General features: G+C 74.0%; 17 protein-coding genes. 9 read left to right on the plus strand and 8 right to left on the minus strand.

The genetic code is table 11. From position 1 onward, the window contains the following. Window positions 1–257 precede the first annotated feature (257 nt). On the plus strand, window positions 258–1,100 hold the full coding sequence (locus ACGF0D_RS22955; protein ID WP_392918996.1) for a DUF1259 domain-containing protein: 843 nt from the start codon (window positions 258–260) through the stop codon (window positions 1,098–1,100). Between the two features lie 345 nt (window positions 1,101–1,445). Then, a complete protein-coding gene (locus ACGF0D_RS22960; RefSeq protein ID WP_392918998.1) occupies window positions 1,446–3,083 on the plus strand; it encodes a multicopper oxidase family protein in 1,638 nt (545 codons plus the stop codon). Between the two features lie 190 nt (window positions 3,084–3,273). On the opposite strand, the gene ACGF0D_RS22965 is transcribed toward ACGF0D_RS22960, so the two are convergent. After that, window positions 3,274–4,224: a pseudouridine synthase gene (locus tag ACGF0D_RS22965; RefSeq protein ID WP_392919001.1), complete on the minus strand. Its 951-nt coding sequence runs from the start codon at window positions 4,222–4,224 to the stop codon at window positions 3,274–3,276. Window positions 4,225–4,339: 115 nt separating this feature from the next. On the opposite strand from ACGF0D_RS22965, the gene ACGF0D_RS22970 reads away from it, so the two are divergent. Continuing rightward, window positions 4,340–5,434, plus strand: a complete 1,095-nt coding sequence (locus ACGF0D_RS22970) for a PP2C family protein-serine/threonine phosphatase (RefSeq protein ID WP_392879968.1) — start codon at window positions 4,340–4,342, stop codon at window positions 5,432–5,434. A gap of 126 nt (window positions 5,435–5,560) precedes the next feature. Next, window positions 5,561–5,950 (plus strand): DUF3224 domain-containing protein, encoded by a 390-nt coding sequence (locus ACGF0D_RS22975; protein WP_392879970.1) that lies wholly within the window; start codon window positions 5,561–5,563, stop codon window positions 5,948–5,950. A 37-nt stretch (window positions 5,951–5,987) separates the two neighbouring features. On the opposite strand, the gene ACGF0D_RS22980 is transcribed toward ACGF0D_RS22975, so the two are convergent. After that, a complete protein-coding gene (locus ACGF0D_RS22980; RefSeq protein WP_392880289.1) occupies window positions 5,988–6,827 on the minus strand; it encodes a poly-gamma-glutamate hydrolase family protein in 840 nt (279 codons plus the stop codon). A gap of 189 nt (window positions 6,828–7,016) precedes the next feature. On the opposite strand from ACGF0D_RS22980, the gene ACGF0D_RS22985 reads away from it, so the two are divergent. Further along, entirely contained in the window at window positions 7,017–7,955 is a 939-nt protein-coding gene (locus ACGF0D_RS22985) for a DUF5995 family protein (protein ID WP_392919004.1), read from the plus strand. Here ACGF0D_RS22985 and ACGF0D_RS22990 read toward each other — a convergent pair. Beyond that, a complete protein-coding gene (locus ACGF0D_RS22990; RefSeq protein WP_392879972.1) occupies window positions 7,916–9,355 on the minus strand; it encodes a GuaB1 family IMP dehydrogenase-related protein in 1,440 nt (479 codons plus the stop codon). The genes ACGF0D_RS22985 and ACGF0D_RS22990 overlap by 40 nt on opposite strands. Before the next feature lie 347 nt (window positions 9,356–9,702). Here ACGF0D_RS22990 and ACGF0D_RS22995 point away from each other — a divergent pair, with 347 nt between their 5' ends. After that, window positions 9,703–11,190, plus strand: a complete 1,488-nt coding sequence (locus tag ACGF0D_RS22995; protein WP_392880291.1) for an SDR family NAD(P)-dependent oxidoreductase — start codon at window positions 9,703–9,705, stop codon at window positions 11,188–11,190. A gap of 21 nt (window positions 11,191–11,211) precedes the next feature. Then, the gene (locus tag ACGF0D_RS23000) at window positions 11,212–11,700 is read left to right on the plus strand and encodes an NUDIX hydrolase (protein ID WP_392879974.1); all 489 of its coding nucleotides are present in this window, start codon (window positions 11,212–11,214) and stop codon (window positions 11,698–11,700) included. Between the two features lie 69 nt (window positions 11,701–11,769). Here ACGF0D_RS23000 and ACGF0D_RS23005 read toward each other — a convergent pair whose 3' ends face one another. From ACGF0D_RS23005 to ACGF0D_RS23015, 3 genes are read right to left on the minus strand one after another with little or no spacing between them, the layout of a single operon-like run. Beyond that, window positions 11,770–14,004, minus strand: coding sequence for an FtsX-like permease family protein (locus tag ACGF0D_RS23005; RefSeq protein WP_392919005.1), 2,235 nt, complete (start codon window positions 14,002–14,004; stop codon window positions 11,770–11,772). Beyond that, a complete protein-coding gene (locus ACGF0D_RS23010; RefSeq protein ID WP_392919008.1) occupies window positions 14,001–14,687 on the minus strand; it encodes an ABC transporter ATP-binding protein in 687 nt (228 codons plus the stop codon). Before ACGF0D_RS23010 ends, ACGF0D_RS23005 begins: the two co-directional genes overlap by 4 nt. After that, window positions 14,684–15,208 carry a PadR family transcriptional regulator gene (locus tag ACGF0D_RS23015; RefSeq protein WP_392879981.1) on the minus strand — a complete coding sequence of 175 codons (525 nt, stop codon included), beginning with the start codon at window positions 15,206–15,208 and terminating at the stop codon, window positions 14,684–14,686. Before ACGF0D_RS23015 ends, ACGF0D_RS23010 begins: the two co-directional genes overlap by 4 nt. A 405-nt stretch (window positions 15,209–15,613) precedes the next feature. On the opposite strand from ACGF0D_RS23015, the gene ACGF0D_RS23020 reads away from it, so the two are divergent. Then, window positions 15,614–16,270, plus strand: a complete 657-nt coding sequence (locus tag ACGF0D_RS23020; protein WP_392919011.1) for a DUF3592 domain-containing protein — start codon at window positions 15,614–15,616, stop codon at window positions 16,268–16,270. Between the two features lie 78 nt (window positions 16,271–16,348). Here the strand turns inward: ACGF0D_RS23020 and ACGF0D_RS23025 are convergent, their stop codons facing one another. Next, a complete protein-coding gene (locus tag ACGF0D_RS23025; RefSeq protein ID WP_392919014.1) occupies window positions 16,349–17,026 on the minus strand; it encodes a YoaK family protein in 678 nt (225 codons plus the stop codon). Between the two features lie 100 nt (window positions 17,027–17,126). Beyond that, window positions 17,127–17,861, minus strand: coding sequence for an MgtC/SapB family protein (locus ACGF0D_RS23030; protein WP_392879987.1), 735 nt, complete (start codon window positions 17,859–17,861; stop codon window positions 17,127–17,129). Here ACGF0D_RS23030 and ACGF0D_RS23035 point away from each other — a divergent pair. Then, entirely contained in the window at window positions 17,856–18,005 is a 150-nt protein-coding gene (locus ACGF0D_RS23035) for a hypothetical protein (protein ID WP_392919016.1), read from the plus strand. The genes ACGF0D_RS23030 and ACGF0D_RS23035 overlap by 6 nt on opposite strands. Window positions 18,006–18,187 lie beyond the last annotated feature (182 nt).

The following is an 18,187-nucleotide window of genomic DNA, read 5'->3' on the forward strand; positions in this document are numbered from 1 at the left end:
GTCGGTGCCGGCGCACCGCCGTGGCAACAACGCGGGGACCGACTCCTGTGTTTGCCTTCGGCTCTGGAGGTGTGCCTGTGAAGATCGGAGACGGAACGCCCGGGAAGAGTATTCCCCCCACTGTCCCACGACGGCCGCTGCTGGCGGCGGCCGGGCTGGCGCCGGTGCTGGTCGGCCTGGGATGTGACACCGCCGCACAGTCGGCTACAGCCCGTGCTCCCGGCGGTGGTCAGCCGGCCGTGCCGGTGCCCACCCCGGTGCCCACCACCGAGGCGGACTGGGTCGACGTCGTGCGGGCTCTCGGCCGGCCGGGCCGGCTCATCCGCGGGACCTACCACCACACGCCCTTCCCCCGGCACGACCTGCACGTGGTCAGCCGCGGCGTCGTCGTCAGCCCCGGGCTCGCACTGGGCTCGCACGTCTCCTTCGCCCAGTACGACGACGGCGGCACGCTGCTGATGGGCGATCTGGTGGTCACCGCAGATGAACTGCCGGCCCTGACCGACGCCCTCCATGCCCACGGGATCGCCCAGACCGCCATCCACAAACACCTGCCGGCCCAGACTCCTGACGTCTGGTGGACCCATGTCTGCGCACACGGCCATGATGCCGCGGCACTGGCCCGCGGGCTGCGGACCGCGCTCGACTCCACCGGCACTCCACCGCCCCACCCGTACCGGCCCCACCCGCCCTGCCCCCTCGATCTGGACACCGCCGGCATCGATGCCGCGCTGGGCGCCAAGGGCACGAGCAGCGAGGACGTCTACGCCTGCGTCTTCGTCCGCCGCGAGACCATCATGGAGGAGGGGCACGTCCTGCCGGCCGGCCTGGGCGCGACCTCGGCCTTCAACTTCCAGCCGCTCGGCGGGGGACGGGCCGCGCTCAGCGGCGACCTCTCCATGGTCGCCGCCGAGGTCCAGGAGGCGCACGCGGCGCTGCGGCGGGGCGGTATCGACCTGGTCGAACTCCACAACCACGGTCTGACGGACGAACCGCGCCTCTTCTTCACCCACATCTGGGCCGAGGGCGATGCCGTGGCCCTGGCCAGAGCGGTCCGCCCCGCGGTCGCCGCCACCAATGTCGTGCCGGCCACCGCCTGACCGACCGGCGCCGGTGGCAAGCCTCGGCCATGTCCGACGAGCGCGGCCGGCTGCCGGGAGCGCACCCGGGACTCCCCCCGCCCCCGCGCCAAGTGGCCGCCGGCCGTCCCGAGGGGGGCGCCCTGGTTCCCGGCAGGTTCGGTCGCGATGCGGAGCGCACGAAGCTCACTGATACTGAGCCCGATGGGCGGTGACGGAGCGCAGCACTGTTGCCACGATCCGCAACGCCCGGCCGTGCGCCGTCGTGGGCGCAGCAGCCGCTGGGCGGGGCGGACGGAGGCCACGACCGGCGACCACCCGCTTGGCGGCGTACCGACCGCCGAGTCCTGGACGGAGAAACCGAGGATGCTGAACCGACGAGACCTCCTCAGGGCCGCCACCATAGGCGGCCCTGTGGTCGCCCTCTTCCCATGGGGCCTCACACCGAGCCCGGCCCATGCCGCGCCGGCCGCACTGCCGGCCGGTCCGGCCAGGTCGGGGCCCAGGAGGCGGGCCGCCCGGATCGTCCCCTTCGAACACGCCATGCGGGTGCCCCCGGTGCTGAGTCCGGTGTCGCGGACAGACTCCTCGGACCTGTACCGGCTGCGGATGGCCGAGACGGAGGTGGAGATCGTCAAGGGGCTGCTGACCACCGTCCGGACCTACGGCGACTGCTTCCCCGGTCCGACCATCCGGGCGGTCAAGGGCCGGGAGGTGGTGGTCCAGCAGACCAACGACCTGAGCGTGCACACCTCCGTCCACCTGCACGGCGGCAATGTGCCGTCGCGGTACGACGGCCTGCCGATGGACCTCGTCGAGCCCGGCGAGACCCGCGAGTACCGCTACCCCAACGAACAGGTGGCCGCCTCGCTCTGGTACCACGACCACGCGCACCAGCTGGAGGCCGAGAACGTCTACCGCGGTCTGGCCGGCGCCTACCTGCTCAGCGACCCGCACGAGAGCGGCCTGCCGCTGCCGAGCGGCGAGTTCGACATCCCGCTGCTGATCCGGGACGCCCGGATCGAGACGGACGGCAGGCTGGTCTACACCGACCCGTACGAGTGCCCGCACATGCTGGTCAACGGCAAGGAGCGGCCCTACTTCGAGGTGGCGGCGCGCAAGTACCGCCTGCGGGTCTTCAACGTCTCACCCAACCGCCACGTATCGCTGCGCCTCGCCGACGGCGAGCCGTTCACCCAGATCGCCTCCGACGGCGGGCTGCTCGCCGGGCCGGTGCAGTTGGAGGAACTGACCCTGGCCGGCGCCGAACGCGCCGAGATCGTGGTGGACTTCGCCCGCTACCCGGTCGGCGAATCGGTGGTACTGGAGAACACGGCCGCGCTGGAGACCGAGCGGTCCGAGGTGCTGCGCTTCGACATCACCCGGGAGGCCGAGGACCGTAGCCGGATCCCGGACGTCCTGGCCACCCTGCCGCCGGTCCCGGAGGCGACGGTGCACCGGGAGTTCTGGCTGACGACCTTCCCGGACACCAGGATCAACGGGCGCAAGTACGACCCGGACCGGACCGACGTGCGGACCACCCTCGGCTCCAGCGAGATCTGGACGATCCACAACCATCTCACCCGCAAGCCGGCCGGGGTCTTCCACGCCCCCCACTCCTTCCACACCCATCTGGTGCGGTTCCGGGTGCTGGACCGCGACGGGGAGCCGGTCGGCCCGGCCGAGGCCGGGCTGAAGGACACCGTCCCGATCAATCCGGGCGAGACCGTCCGGATCGCCATGACCTGGGGCGACTACCCGGGCCAGTACGTCTATCACTGCCACCACATGGTGCACTCCTCGCACGGCCAGATGGGCCGGATCGACGTGCTGGCCTCAGCGCCGGAAGACTCCGACCAGGAGTCGGACGAGACCGACTCGTCCTCGGATGCCTCCGGGTTCGGAGCCGGCCGGTCCGGATCGTCGGCGTCCGGAACGGGTCGACGGCGGCAGCGGCAGCACGGTCGATACCGCCACGGGCACCGCGTCGGCGTCCGGGCCTGACCCTGTCGGGCATCCCGGCGTTCGACTTCCTGTGATCACGGTCGTGAGCCGGTCTCGCGGGCACCCGGGGCCCGCGAGACTCCCGAGGAGTGCGGAGCGGTGGGCAGTGCCGCGTTCACGGCCCCGCGATCGCGCCACGGGCCGGGCGGCGGATCGGCCACCGGGCCCAGGGGCCCGTCGTTCGCCGAACCTAGGACGCGCCGAGAGCCCAGCCCTCCGGGTCGGTCCAGGCGGACAGGGTGCGGCGGCTCTCGAAACGGCACTCGCGGCCGGTCAGCGGGTCGGTGAACTCGACAGCGGAGGCGAGGAGCTGGAGCGGGCGGCGGAAGTCGTCCGGAGCCGGTTCGGGCAGCACCACCGGGTAGACCGGGTCGCCGAGGATCGGCACGCCGAGCCCGCACATGTGCAGGCGCAGCTGGTGGGTGCGTCCGGTGAGCGGGCGGAGCCGGTAGCGGGCGAGGCCGTCGCGGTGGTCGAGCAGATCGATCCGGCTCTCGCTGTTCGGCGGGGCGTCGACCTCGCGGGCCGCGATCACGCCCCGTTCCTTGACGATGTGGCTGCGGACGGTGCGCGGCAGGCTCAGCGCCGGGTCGTAGGGGGCGACGGCCCGGTACTCCTTGCGGACCAGCCGGTCGTGGAAGAGGGTCTGGTAGGCGCCGCGGTCCTCCGGCCTGACCACGAACATGGCCAGGCCGGCGGTGAGCCGGTCGAGCCGGTGGGCGGGGCTCAGCGCGGGCAGGTCGAGGGCGTGCCGCAGCCGGGAGAGGGCCGTCTCGACGACGTGCCTGCCGCGCGGGGTGGTGGCCAGGAAGTGCGGCTTGTCGACGATGACCAGGTGATCGTCCCGGTGCAGCACCTCCAGGTCGAACGGGACGCGGACCTCGTCCGGCAGGTCCCGGTAGAACCACAGGTGCGCGCCGGGCCGGAACGGCGCGTCGGGCGCGACCGGCCCGTCCTCGCCGACGATCTCCCGCCCGTGCAACGCCGCGTCGATCCGCTCGGCCGCCACGGCCGGCAGCCGCTCGACCAGGTGGGCGCGAACGGTCGGCCAGGGACCCTCGGCCGGCAGCCGCAGGTGCACCGGGTCCACGCCGTTGCGCTGTGGGAGGGGGGAGGCCGGGCGGCGGCTCTTTCGTCTCATCTCGCGGCCCAGCCTAGTCGGGTGCGCCCGGCCGTCCTCGTCCGAGGTGCCGCCCGCGGGGGCGCAGAGCAGAGTGGACGGTAGGCCCGCTCAGCCGCTCAGCTCTGGAGGACGCGTGACCGCCGCCGACGGCTCGGCCGGTATGCCGCCGCTGCACGTGCCGCGACGCGCCCGGCTGCTGCTGTACGCCTCGTTCGCGCTGCTGGTCGGCGCCGTCGTGGCCGATCTGGTGACCGGCCCCGGCACGACGCTCTCCCCCGTCCTCGCGGTGGCGCCGGTGCTGGCCGGAGCGGCCACCCGCACGGCCCGGGTGCCGCTGATCGCCGGGGCGATCGCCGTCCTCGCGGTCGGGCTGCTGGAGTCCACCAACACCGATCTGCCGACCGGGGTGCACGTCACCGCGCTGATCACGGTGCTCGCCGCGACCCTGGCCAGCGCGGCCAGCGTCGTCCTGGTGGCGGCCCGCGAGCGCGAGCTGTTCCAGGTCCGGACGGTGGCCGAGGCGGCGCAGCGGGCCCTGCTGCGCCCGCCACCGGAGCGGATCGGGCCGCTGCGCCTGGCCGTGCGGTACGTGGCGGCGGCCGCCGAGGCCCGGATCGGCGGGGACCTGTACGCCGTGGAGGAGACCCGCTTCGGGGTGCGCATCCTGCTCGGGGACGTCCAGGGGCACGGCCTCCCGGCGGTGGAGACGGCGGCGGACGTCCTCGGGGTGTTCCGGGAGGCCGCACGGACCGAGCCCGACCCCGGGCGGCTCGCCGAGCGGCTGGACGCGGCGCTCGCCGCCCGGCAGCGGGACGAGGGACGGTTCGCCACCGCGCTGCTGCTCGACGTGGCGCCGGACCGGGGGCCCGTGCGACTGGTGAACTGCGGCCATCCGCCCCCGCTGCTGCGCCGGGCGGGCCGGGTGAGCGAGCTGGGGCCCCCTTTCCCGGCGCCGCCGCTGGGGCTGCTCGGGCTCACCGGCGACGCGTACCCGGACCGGCGGTTCGACCCGGAGCCGGGCGACCTGCTGCTCCTGCACACCGACGGGGTGTCGGAGGCCCGGGACGCCGGGGGCCGCTTCTACCCGATCACGGAACAGCTGCCCGGCCTGCACGGCAGCACCCCGGCGGACCTGCTGGACTCCGTGCTGGCGGACGTCGGCGGCTGGGTCGGGGACGCCGGGCTGGCCGACGACGCGGCGGTGCTGGCGATCCGCTGGGAGCCGTGACCGGGCCGCGCCGGCGGCTCCGGGAAGCGGCCGGACGCGATTGTCAGTGCCGTGTGCAAGGCTCGGTTCACGGTCGGCGGGGAGCCGGCCGCCCAGGATGTCGACGGTCGACGAGGGGACGGTGTCATGGGGAGCAGGGCAAGCGGGTCGTTCGAGTTGACGGCGTTCGAGCCGGTGGAGACGGAGGAGCGGGAGGGCGCGTCCTTCGGGCGGGTCGGCATCGCCAGGACCTTCACCGGCGGGCTGAGCGGGGCGAGCGAGGTGCGGATGCTCTCGGTCGCGGGCCCCACCGGCAGCCCGGCCTCGTACGTCGCGGTGGAGCACGTGACGGGTGAACTGGGCGGGCGCGAGGGCTCGTTCGTGCTCCAGCACGCGGCCTGGGGCACGACCGGCACGACGATACGCGTGGTGCCGGGCACGGGCACGGGCGAGCCGGCCGGGATCACCGGGGAGTTCCGGCTCACCGTCGACGAGTCCGGCACCCACACCTACGTCCTGGAGTACGAGCTGGGCTGACGCCGGCTGCGGCGCGCGCAGCCGGCTGCCCGAGCCGTCAGAGGACGGGCTGGCCCGCCTCCAGCCGCTGGATCGCGGTCCGGACCGCGTTCGTGTAGCTCCAGAACAGCGGCAGGGTGTTGGTCGCCCGCTCGGCGCGGGTGTTCTTGCCCGGCGCGAACATCGCGACCCGCAGGTCGGTGGTCATCTCCAGCTGGGCGCCCATACCGAGCAGGCTGCGGTTGCAGATGTTGTCCGGGGAGATGCCCGCGATCTCCTCCTCGCCGGAGGCGGTCACGGCCCGGATGCCCGCCGCCGCGAACTCCTCCATCAGGTACTGCCGGAGGGTGGCGTTCAGGCCGCCGACGAGCACGGCCTGGGCGCCGGCCTCCAGGCCGGCCTGGGCGGCGGTGCAGCCGTGCAGCGACACCACGTTGCGGCTGCCGGCGCACATGGCGCGGGCCACCGCGTCGTCGCAGTGGGTCGAGGTGACGTGCAGTTCGCTGTTGTTGGAGGAGCGCAGGCCCTCGAACATCCAGAAGTCGTGCACCGGCCCGGCGGCCGGGGTCGGGGTGAGGTCGGCCGGGTGGTAGCCGGCGATGGCCAGGCACAGTTCGGAGGTGCCGACCTCGATGCCGCCGCCGTGCGGGGCGATGACGGTGGTCCGGACGAACGGCGTACGGCTCTGCAGGCTCTGATCGTCGATCAGGTGCCTGCGGTAGCGGCGGCCGTAGTCCACGCCCTCGACCACGGTCGAGCTGGCGTAGAGGGCCGTGTTGGAGGGGTAGAGGTCGGCGGCGGCGCTCGCGGGGGTGCTTCCCACGGCGGCGCCGAGGGTGCTGAGGGCCGGGGCCGCGGCGAGCGCGGCGATCAGGGTTCGACGATTGATCACGGTCAGGGATCATGACAGGAGGTGGGCGATAGGCAAAGACCCCGTAACGCCGTCACCAAGTCGACGCCATGTCACGGCGGGATCGGCCTGACGGTGCGACACCGGCTCGACGGACGCGGGCCGCGTCCACTGGAGTGCCCGCCCACGCTGTCACGATGATGCGATCAGTGCACGATCGACATCGGAGGGTGGCACATGCCCGACACGGCGGTGGATCGTACGACGGCGGTGAACGCGGAGGCGGAGACGATCGAGCAGGTGGTCGGCCGACTGCGGGAGATCGGGGCGGCGCTGCCCCCGGCCGACGGGGTGGCGGTCTTCGACCGGCTCTACCTCACCGTGACGGAGGCGGTCCTCGAACGGCTGGGCGCCGGGTACTTCGCCGACCCGTCGGCGGTGGCCGAGCTGGACGTGGTGTTCGCCCGGCGGTACCTGCGGGCCGTGGCCGCCGACGCGGCCGGGCAGGAGCCACCCGCCTGCTGGCGGCCGCTGTTCGCGCTGCGCGCCCACCCGGGCGTGCACCCGCTGCAGTTCGCGATGGCCGGAATGACCGCCCACATCCAGCACGACCTGCCGCTGGCCGTCGTGGACACCTGCCGCCGCCGGGGCTGCGGGCCGGCCGACGTCGAGGAGGACTACCGCCGGATCAACCGGGTGCTGGCCGAGGTGGAGACGGCCGCCCGGGAGCAGCTGATGCCCGGGCCCGACCTGCTGGAGCTCGCCGAGCCGCTCACCCACCTGCTCGGCGCCTGGTCGGTCGGGGCCGCCCGCGAGAGCGCCTGGGGCACCGTCGAGACCCTGTGGGGCCTGCGGCACCTGCCGGGCGCCGCCCGGGCCTTCGCCACCGCGCTGGACGGTTCGGTCGGACTGCTCGGCCGCGCCCTGCTGCTCCCGCTCCGGTCCCTGTTCCCACCCGAGCCGGGCACCGGGGACACCGGGGCCAACGGGGGCACCGGGGACACCGGGCCGGAGGACGGCCAGGACACCCTCCCGGGCACCGGGCACCCCGCCCCCGCACCGGCCGCAACCGCAAGCACAACCGCAGCCGCAACCGTCCGGCTTCCCGAGGCGAGGAACCGGACGGCCCGCGGCAATCAGGCCCAGCTGGAGTGCAGCGGCTTGCCCTCGGCGTAGCCCGCCGCGCTCTGGATGCCCACGATGGCCTTCTCGTGGAACTCCTCCAGGCTGCCGGCGCCCGCGTAGGTGCAGGAGCTGCGGACGCCCGCGATGATCGAGTCGATCAGGTCCTCGACACCCGGCCGGGCCGGGTCGAGGAACATCCGGGAGTGCGAGATGCCCTCCTCGAACAGCGCCTTGCGGGCCCGGTCGTACGAGGAGTCCTGGGCGGTGCGGTTGCTCACCGCGCGGGCCGAGGCCATGCCGAAGCTCTCCTTGTACTGGCGGCCGTCGGCGGCGGTCTGGAGGTCGCCCGGGGACTCGTAGGTCCCGGCGAACCAGGAACCGATCATCACGTTGGAGGCGCCGGCGGCCAGCGCCATCGCGACGTCGCGCGGGTGGCGCACGCCGCCGTCGGCCCAGACGTGCTTGCCGAGCCGGCGGGCCTCGGCGGCGCACTCCAGGACGGCGGAGAACTGCGGCCGGCCGACGCCGGTCATCATCCGGGTGGTGCACATGGCGCCGGGGCCGACGCCGACCTTGAGGATGTCGGCACCCGCCTCGACCAGGTCGCGGACGCCGGCGGCGGAGACCACGTTGCCGGCCACGATCGGGATCTGCGGGTCCAGGCCGCGCACCGCGCGCAGCGCGCTGATCATGGACTCCTGGTGGCCGTGCGCGGTGTCGACGACCAGCACGTCGGCACCGGCGTCGATCAGCGCCTTGGCCTTGCCCGCGACGTCGCCGTTGATGCCGACGGTGGCGGCGATCCGCAGCTTGCCGGCCGCGTCCACGGCCGGGGTGTACAGGGTGGCGCGCAGCGCGCCCTTGCGGGTGAGGATGCCGACCAGCCGGCCCTCGCCGTCCACGACGGGGGCGAGCTTGCGGTGCGCCTCGGTGAGCTTGTCGAAGGCGGTCCGCGGGTCGATGCCCTCGTCCAGCACCAGCAGCTCGCGGGACATGATGTCGGCCAGGCTGGTGAAGCGGTCCACGCCCTGGCAGTCGGAGTCGGTGACCACGCCGACCGGCCTGCCGTCCTCGACCACCACGAGGGCGCCGTGCGCGCGCTTGGGCAGCAGCGACATCGCCTCGGCCACGGTGGCGCCGGGGGCGAGCGTGATCGGGGTGTCGAAGACGAGGTGGCGCTGCTTGACCCAGGAGACGACCTCGGCGATGACCTCGGTGGGGATGTCCTGCGGGATGGCGACCAGGCCGCCGCGGCGGGCCACGGTCTCGGCCATCCGGCGGCCGGCGATGGCGGTCATGTTGGCCACGACCAGCGGGATGGTGGTGCCGGTGCCGTCGTTGGAGGAGAGGTCGACGCCCTGCCGGGAGCCCACGGCGGAACGGCTGGGGACCATGAAGACGTCGTCGTACGTGAGGTCGTACGAGGGCTTGAGGTCGTTCAGGAAGCGCATGAAGAAGGGCTCTCTGGCTGGGGGGATACACCTCGGGTGCGGTTGCGGCGATGCCGCCGGAGCGCACTCGGGCGCCCGGCACCCAGCGTTCGATTCTCCGTGAGGGTGGAGGCAAAAGCCAGTTCGAGGAGCATTGCTGGGGCTGTCCACAAACCGTGATCAATGCTCCGCGCGTAGACATGGAGGATCATCCAAAGACCCCCTCCGACGTCCGGTTTTCGCCCCGGTCCGGAGCGCTCCCGTAGCATTCACGCGGTAACGGGCATGGCTTCACGCGTGTGGGCGTGGCGAACGGGAAAGCGACAGCAGGCGTGGGCATCGGGCAGACCGACATCGGGCAGACGGACATCGAGCAGGACCGGATCGAGGGCGGCGAGGAGGAGATCGACTACGGTCCCGGCCTCGACCCCGAGCGGCTGAGGCTCTGCCTGGAGGTGCTCGCCGAGCTGGACGAGCTGCACGTGGACCACCCGGACGCGATCACCGTCCGCCAGGCCGTCGGCGGCATATTCCGCACCCTCAAGCAGCGCCGCCGCCAGGAGACCCGAGCCCGCAAGACCGCCAACGACCGGGCGGTCACCGCCCGCACCGCCACCGGTGCGCCCACCCGGATCGACGACGAGACGGCCGGCGCCTTCGGCCTGACCACCGTCACCACCACCGAGATCGCCGGCATCCTGGAGCGCCCGCGCTCCTGCTACACCTGCAAGCAGCGGTACGTCGAGGTCGACGCCTTCTACCACAACCTCTGCCAGGACTGCGCGGTCAAGAACCGCTCCCGCCGGGACGCCCGCGCCGACCTCACCGGCAAGCGCGCGCTGCTCACCGGCGGCCGCGCCAAGATCGGGATGTACATCGCGCTGATGCTGCTGCGCGACGGCGCCCACACCACCATCACCACCCGCTTCCCCAACGACGCGATCCGCCGCTTCAAGGCGATGCCGGACAGCGCCGAGTGGATCCACCGTCTCAAGATCGTCGGCATCGACCTGCGCGACCCGGCCCAGGTGATGGCGCTGGCCGACGAGGTCGCCGCCGACGGCCCGCTGGACATCCTGATCAACAACGCCGCGCAGACCGTGCGCCGCCCGCCGGAGTCCTACCGCGAGCTGGTCAACGCCGAGTCCGCACCGCTGCCGGCCGGCGAGCTGCCGCAGGCCACCACGATCGGCCGCTTCGGCAGCGGCAGCGTCGACCTGCCCGCCCTCCCCCACCAGGCGAGCGGCGACCCGCAGCGGATGGCCGCCGAGGACGTCACCTCGCTCGCCCTGGTCACCGGCTCCGCCACGCCCGCCCGGATCGCGGCCGGCACCGCGATCGACGCCGGCGGCCTGGTGCCCGACCTCGCCGACACCAACAGCTGGGTGCAGACCGTCTCGGAGGTCGGCCCGATGGAGCTGCTGGAGGTCCAGCTCTGCAACTCCACCGCGCCGTTCATCCTGATCAGCCGGCTGCGTCCGGCGATGGCCGCCTCCGGCTCCCGCCGCAAGTACGTCGTCAACGTCTCCGCCATGGAGGGCGTGTTCTCCCGCGGCTACAAGGGCGCCGGCCACCCGCACACCAACATGGCCAAGGCCGCGCTCAACATGCTCACCCGCACCAGCGCGCTGGAGATGTTCCAGACCGACGGCATCCTGATGACCGCCGTCGACACCGGCTGGATCACCGACGAGCGCCCGCACCCGGACAAGATGCGTCTCGCCGACGAGGGCTTCCACGCCCCGCTCGACCTGGTCGACGGCGCGGCCCGGGTGTACGACCCGATCGTGCGCGGCGAGGCGGGCGAGGACCTGTACGGCTGCTTCCTCAAGGACTACGAGCGCGCCAACTGGTAACCGACTGAAGGAGATGGCGAGTTGAGCACAGCACCGACCGTACCCACCGCACCGTCCCCGCCGACCGCGCCACTGCTCGGAGCCGGGATCGTCGTGCCCACCGGGGACGGCCGGGTGCTGCTCGGCCGCCGGATCACCGCCGGCGAGCCGCCCACCTGGAGCCTGCCCGGCGGCAAGGTCGACCTCGGCGAGTCCTTCGAGCAGACCGCGGCCCGCGAACTCGCCGAGGAGACCGGCATCGTGCTGCCCGCCGCGGCGATGCGGGTGCTCGCCGTCCACCTCGACCACGAACTCGGCCGGCCCCGGCTGACCGCCGCCGTGCTGGCGCCGCCCAGCCTGGCCGAGGCGCTGGTCACCGAGCCGCACGCCTGCGCCGGCTGGGAGCGCTTCCCGGTGGACGCGCTGCCGGAGCCGATGTTCTACCCGTCCGCGCTGGTCCTCGGCAGCTGGCTGCCCGGGCTGGACGTGGCGCGGGCGGACGGGACGCACGGCTACCCCGTCGCCCGCTGACGGCGGGCGACGGGGCGGCACGGGGCAGCGGGCAGCGGGCAGCGGGCAGCGGGCCGGCCGGAGCCGGGATCAGCCGTTACGGGCCGCCTCTGGCCCGGTGATCCGCTTCAGCAGCGGCAGCGTCGAGGCGATGATCCCGAGCGAGGCGGCCAGCCCGAAGCCGGTCAGCCCGTAGTACACCGCGCCCGGGGACACCAGGTCGTACTGCATCTGCGACTTGAGGAACATCGCCGCCGCCGCGAAGCCGGTGCCGATCGCGATCGCCGACACCGCCAGCAGCGGCAGCGCGCTCTCCAGCCCGATCACCCGCTGGAGCAGCCGCAGCGGTGCCCCGGTGAGCCGCAGCATCGCGAACGGGCGGCGGCGGTCCGAGAGCCCGGCCACCACGCTCACCGCGAGGCTGCACCCGGCGATCGGCACGGTGGTCAGCAGCACCACGTGCGCCAGCTGCCGCCAGGCCTGGAGCCGCTTCTGGGCCTCGGTGCCCCAGTCCTCGGCCATCCTGGCCTCGTACCTCGGGTAGGCCTCGGCGAACAGGGTCCGCAGTCGTTCCTTGGCCGAGGAGGAGCCGTCGGTGGTCGCGTAGAGCAGCTTCACCGGAAGCGCGGCGGCCTCCGCGGCCGGGACCGGCGCGGTCGGCCACTCCTGGTTCGCGCCCTCCCGGAGGTCGAGGAACTGCTGGACGGGGACGGCCGCCACCGCCGCTCCGGGCGCGCAGTGCCCCAGCACCGGCACCTGTGCCAGATCCGAGCAGAGCACCAACGCGGGTGCGGGAAAGCGGGGTCGGGCCGGGTCGGCACCGATCCGCGTCGGGTTGTCGTGTGCCGACACCAGCCCCCGGTAGCCCGGGACGGCCCGGGCGGAGGCCACCAGGGAGTCCGGTACGGCGCCGAGCGTCTCCGCGGAGTCCAGCCGGTGCGGGAGGTCGACGACCGACTTGCGGACCTCCGGGTCGCCACTCAGCTCGGCTCCCCGGTTGGCGTCGATGGTCCCGATGATGCCGATGGTCGCACTGGTCACGAACAGGGCCACCACCAGGCCCGCCACCGCGCGGAAGCCCGCCCTCGGATCGTCGGCCAGTCGGCGCACCGCGATCAGCGCGGCCGGCCGGCTGGTGCGCAGGGCCACCGCCCGGGCCGCCGCCATGGTCAGCCACGGCCCGGCGATCACCAGGCCGAGCATCACCAGCACGAACCCGGTGAGGTAGGCGGCGGCCTGCCCGTCGGAGGTCGACGGCCGGTTGTCGACGAAGTAGCCCAGCTCGGCGAGGCCGAGCAGCAGCGGGACCAGCCGCCAGGCCCGCGGCGGCTTCGGGGTGACCCTCCGGCTGACCCCGAGCGGGGAGATGGTGACCCGGCGCAGCGCGAACCGCGCGGCCAGCGCCGCCGCCACCGGCACGCCCAGCGCGACCACGAGTGCCTGGTCCAGGTGCAGGCCCAGGTCCGCGAGGTAGAACCGCTCCCCGGTGAGCCGCATGTCGGCGACCGGCGGGCGCAGCGCGAGGTGGACGCCGAAGCCCGCGACCGTACCGATCACCGAGGCGAGCGTGGACTCGACCGCCGACATCACCGACACCTGCCGGGGCGTCGCCCCCACCAGCCGCATCGCGGCGAAGCGCTGCTCCCGGGTGGCGGCGGAGAGTCGGGTCGCGGTGCCGATGAAGACCAGCACCGGGAAGATCAGCGCGCCGATCACCACGCTGAGGACGAGGGTCACGGCGTCGCCGTGGACGCCGAAGCCGAAGCAGTCGGCCTCGCACGCGGTCGGCATCGCCGTCGCGATCGCCGTGACCGGCCTGGCTTCCGGATTGCCCTTGAGCTCGTCCACGGTGCGACCGGCCACCATGGCCAGGGTGTCCGGGGAGGTCAGCGCCTCGGGCCCGATGGTGCCGGCCGGCCGGCCCTCGAAGCGGTCGCCCAGTTCGACGGCCGGGGCCTGGCGCAGCAGCTCCGCCAGGGCGGGCGAGGCGTAGTACTCCCCGGGGGCCGGCAGCCTGCTGAGGCCCGGCGGCAGCGGCGAGGTGGGGCCGGTCGGGGCGACGTCGAACTCGACGATCCGCTTGCCCTGGTAGTAGTGGTCGTGGCCGTACCACCAGAGCGGGTCCGCCCGGGCCGTCCCGGTCCAGCCCTTGGAGCCGGTGTTCATCCAGAGCAGCCGCCCGTTGGAGTGGTCGACCGCGTTGAGGCTGGCGAGGCTCGACAGCAGCAGCCCGACCCCGATCGCGACCGCCGCCGCGATCATCAGCAGCCGGGCCACCGCCTCCCGGCCGCCGCTGACGGCCAGTCGGAGCGAGAAGGGGATCACGAGGCCACCGTTCCGGCGGAGAGGGTGCGGGCCCGGCCGTCGCGGACGACCGCCTCGCGGTCGGCGTAGGCGGCAACCCTGGCCTCGTGGGTGACCAGGATGACGGTGGTGCCCTGCTCCCTGGCCGAACCGACCATCAGCTCCATCACCTGTTCGCCGGTCAGCGAGTCCAGCGCGCCGGTCGGCTCGTCGGCGAACAGCACCTGCGGACGGGCCACCAGGCCGCGGGCCAGGGCGACCCGCTGGGCCTGACCGCCCGACAGCTCGCCGGAGCGGCGCCTCTCCAGGCCGTCCAGGCCGAGCCGGGCGAACCACGGACGGGTCTCGGCCAGCGCGGCGGCACGGCGTACACCGTTCAGCAGCAGCGGCAGGGCGACGTTCTCCTCGGCCGTCAACTCCGGCACCAGCTGGCCGAACTGGAAGACGAAGCCGAACCGGTCCCGGCGCAGGGCGCTGCGCCGGGCCTCCGGCATGGTGTCCAGGCGCTGCCCGTCGAACAGCACCTCTCCCTCGTCGGGCACCAGGATGCCGGCCAGGCAGTGGAGTAACGTCGACTTGCCCGAGCCGCTGGGGCCCATGATGGCGAGCACCTCGCCGGCTTCCACGGACAGGTCGGCCCCGCGCAGGGCGGGGGTCTCGCCGAAGGAGAGGGCGACGCCGCGGGCCTCCAGGATCGTGGTCATGCCTTCACCTCCGCGGCGAGCGCGTCCAGTCGGGCGGCGGTGAGGTCGATCCAGCGCAGGTCGGCCTCCAGGTGGAACAGGCCGTGGTCGGCGAGCAGGGCGTCCACCAGCGCGCCGGTGCGGCGCAGTTCGGTGAGTTCGCGCATCCGGCGCAGGTGGGCGGCGCGCTGGGTGTCCAGGTAGTGCTCGGCGTCGCGGCCCAGCATCAGGGCCAGCACCACCTTGGTGAACAGCACGGACTGGAGGTTGGGCTCGGGTGCGACCGGCTCCTGGAGCCAGGTCTCGAACTCGGTCGCCCCGGTCTCGGTGATGACGTAGCGCTTGCGCTCGGGCCCGTCGCCGGGCTCCGCCTCGCCGGCCACCACCTTGCCGTCGCGGGCCAGTCGGCCGAGGGTCGCGTAGACCTGGCCGTACGGAAGGGGCTTGCCGCGGCCGAAGAGGGAGTCGTAGTCGCGCTTGAGGTCGTAGCCGTGGCTCGGCTCACGCTCCAGCAGCCCCAGGAGGGTCAAGGGAACACTCATGGGGGAAACATACACCCGGCGTATACCCCGAGTGTATAGCTGGGCAGAATACGGTCCCGACCTGGGAGTTCGTCAGCTTCGCCGCAGGGAACGGGCGCAGAGCGGGCGGAGGACCGGCACGGAACAGGCAGGGGGTGACCCCACGACCACCCCCTGCCCCATACCTCGACCCGGCGCCCCCACGGCCGAACCGGGCCACGGCCGCGCCCAAGCACCGGGAGGACGCCGCCGATCTCCAGCCTGCCCGGTCCGCACCGTCGGTGCCGAGGGCCGAACGTCCCGGCGGCGGGGCCGAGCGGCCCTGGCGGTCCTACGGGCGCGCACGAGTCTTGTGCACGAGGGGTCGCCGGGTGGACATTTGGGCGTAACCGCCTCGCGTCCCCGCGCCCCTGAGGAGCCCTCACCGTGTCCAGCACCCCCCGTCCGGCCCGGCCCGCGTCGCTCCCCCGACGTGTCGGCCGACAGCTGCGGCGGGCCGTCGGCACCCGGCACGAGCCGCTCGCCCGCCCCCTTGACCGCTCCCGGGCCCGCGCCTGGCTCTGCGCCGTCCTCGGCGCGGTGCTCGCGCTCGTCCTGGCCACGGGCGGCTCCCTGCTCCTCTACCGCGGCACCGAGCACCAGGTCGGCGCGGACCGCGGACGGCTGCGGCAGGTCGACGCCGTGGTCCGCGGCCTGCCCGACCGCGCCACCGCCGCCGGCAGCCGCTTCTCCGGCGGCTACAGCAGCCGGGTGGACGTCGACGCGACGTGGACCGCCCCCGACGGCACCCAGCACCTCGGCACCGTCCAGGCCCCGCGCTCCGCCGTCCCCGGCAGCCACGTCGCCGTCTGGGTCGACCCGGCCGGCGCCGCCTCCGCTCCCCCGGCCGACCGGGTGGCCCTCGCCGTCTCCGCCGCCTGCACCGGCGCCGGCGCCCTCCTCGCCCTGCTGGCCCTGCTCGTCCTCGCCCTCCGCCTGCGCCTCCACACCCTCGACCGCCGCGGCGAGGCCGCCTGGACCGCCGACTGGGCGCGCCTCGAACCCCGCTGGAGCGGCCGCGCCGGCCACCGCAGCGAGGACTGACCGGGCCCGGGGCCCGGCCCGTCAGTCGCCGGTGACGCCCCAGAAGCAGAGGGGACGACGGCGCACCGGCGAGGCGGCTCAGCGGGGGTGGGTCCAGGCGGGGGCGGGGGTGGCTCGGGCGGCGCGGTGGGTGAGGACGGCGACGGCGAGGAGGAGGGCCAGGGCCAGGGCGAGGGCGACGGGGACACTGGTGCGCAGGACGAGGAGGGCGCCGAGGAGGGCCCCGGCGAACATCCAGACGGCGGAGGCGAGGCGGCGCAGGCCGGTGCGGTCGGCGGCGAGGGCCGTGATGGTCATGGTGAGCACGGTGGTGGTGAGGTCGGGCACCTTCAGGGCGCGGACCACCGCGTTCTGGCCGCCCATGGCGAAGCCGAGCAGCCCGATCAGGGTGTAGCGGGCCGGGTCGGAGGTGTGGCCGGCCACGGCCGCCAGCACCGTGGCCGCCGCGACCAGCGCCGACTGGGCGGCGACGGCGGCGGTCAGCAGGTGCCCGCGGTGGCCGGGCAGCCGGCGGGCGAGGTGGCCGCCGGTCAGGGCACCGAGCAGGAAGGCGACGAGGGCGGCCAGCGAGGCGGTGGCGGAGAGGTTGGCCGCACCGGCCAGGGCGAAGCCGAGGAACACCACGTTGCCGGTCATGTTGGCGACGAAGACGTGGCCGAGTTCGAGGTAGCTGACCGCGTCCACCACTCCGGTGACCACGGTCAGCGCCAGCAGCATCGGCACCAGCGGCCCGTGTTCGGGGTCGGGGGTCGGCATCGGGCCTCCAGCGGGATCGGACGGGGTTCGGACGACGGGCGAACGACGGCGGACGACGGCGGACGACGGCGGACGACGAGAGCGGGTGACGGCCCTCCGCTCAGGCGAGCGCCGGGTTGCCGGGCTCCTCCGGCTCCTCGTCCAGGTGCCAGTGCAGATCGCGCACGCCGGGCTCCAACGACAGCCGGGTGACGACCTGTTCGAGCGCCGGGGCCACCCGGCCGGTGATCGCGACGGTGGCCCGCAGGCTGGTGGCGTCGCCGCTGTCGGTGCGGCGGGCGCGCAGGCCGGTCGGTGCGAGGCCGGAGGCGGCGAGGGCCTGGAGCAGCAGGGCCCTGATGTGGGTCTCGGACTTGCGGTCGCATTCCAGGTGGACGGTGGCGCGGCAGGTGGAGTCCGGGTCGCTGCCGGACTGCGGGGCCCGGTCGAGGAGCCGGCCGGCCGGGCGCAGCACCAGGTGGACGCCGAGCACGGCGAGCGTGCCGAGGACGGCGAACTCCAGCTTGCCGGAGGCGGCCAGCACCCCGACGGCGGCCGAACACCACAGCGTGGCAGCGGTGTTGAGGCCGCGCACGCCGGCGCCGTCGCGCAGGATGACGCCACCGCCGAGGAAGCCGATGCCGGAGACGACGTACGAGGCGACCCTGGTGGGGCTGCCGGTGTCGCCGACGGCCTCGCTGTACAGCACGAACAGGGTGGCGCCGGCGGCGACCAGGGCGTTGGTGCGCAGGCCGGCCATCCTGGCCCGCCACTGGCGTTCGATGCCGATCAGTGCGCCGCAGGCGACGCCGGTGGCGAGTCGGACCAGGAACTCGACGGTGGTCAGGGTGTGCACGACGGCACCTCCTTCGCGGGAGGAGGGTACGAACAGGTGGCGGTCGGTCTGACGACCTCGATGATGGCCATCGCCGCCGCGGCCGAGGGGGAGGCGCGCGCGACGGCCGCACGGGCCCTGAGGCCTGCCGCGCTCCGGATCTGACCGCACGTCGGGTGCCGCGCCTTCCGGCACGGCGGGAGGCCCACCCCCGGGGCCGTGAACCTTCCCGAGCATAGACCGCCCCCGAACGATCCGGCCCGGGTTTCCGCCCACATCCTCGACAGCTTTGTAGAAGTTTGACCGAATCCGACCACCCAGCCCCCGGAACCATCTCGCCTTGCATC

Origin of the sequence: Kitasatospora sp. NPDC048298 (assembly GCF_043201465.1) — a bacterium.
In the GTDB taxonomy this organism is placed as follows: domain Bacteria; phylum Actinomycetota; class Actinomycetes; order Streptomycetales; family Streptomycetaceae; genus Kitasatospora.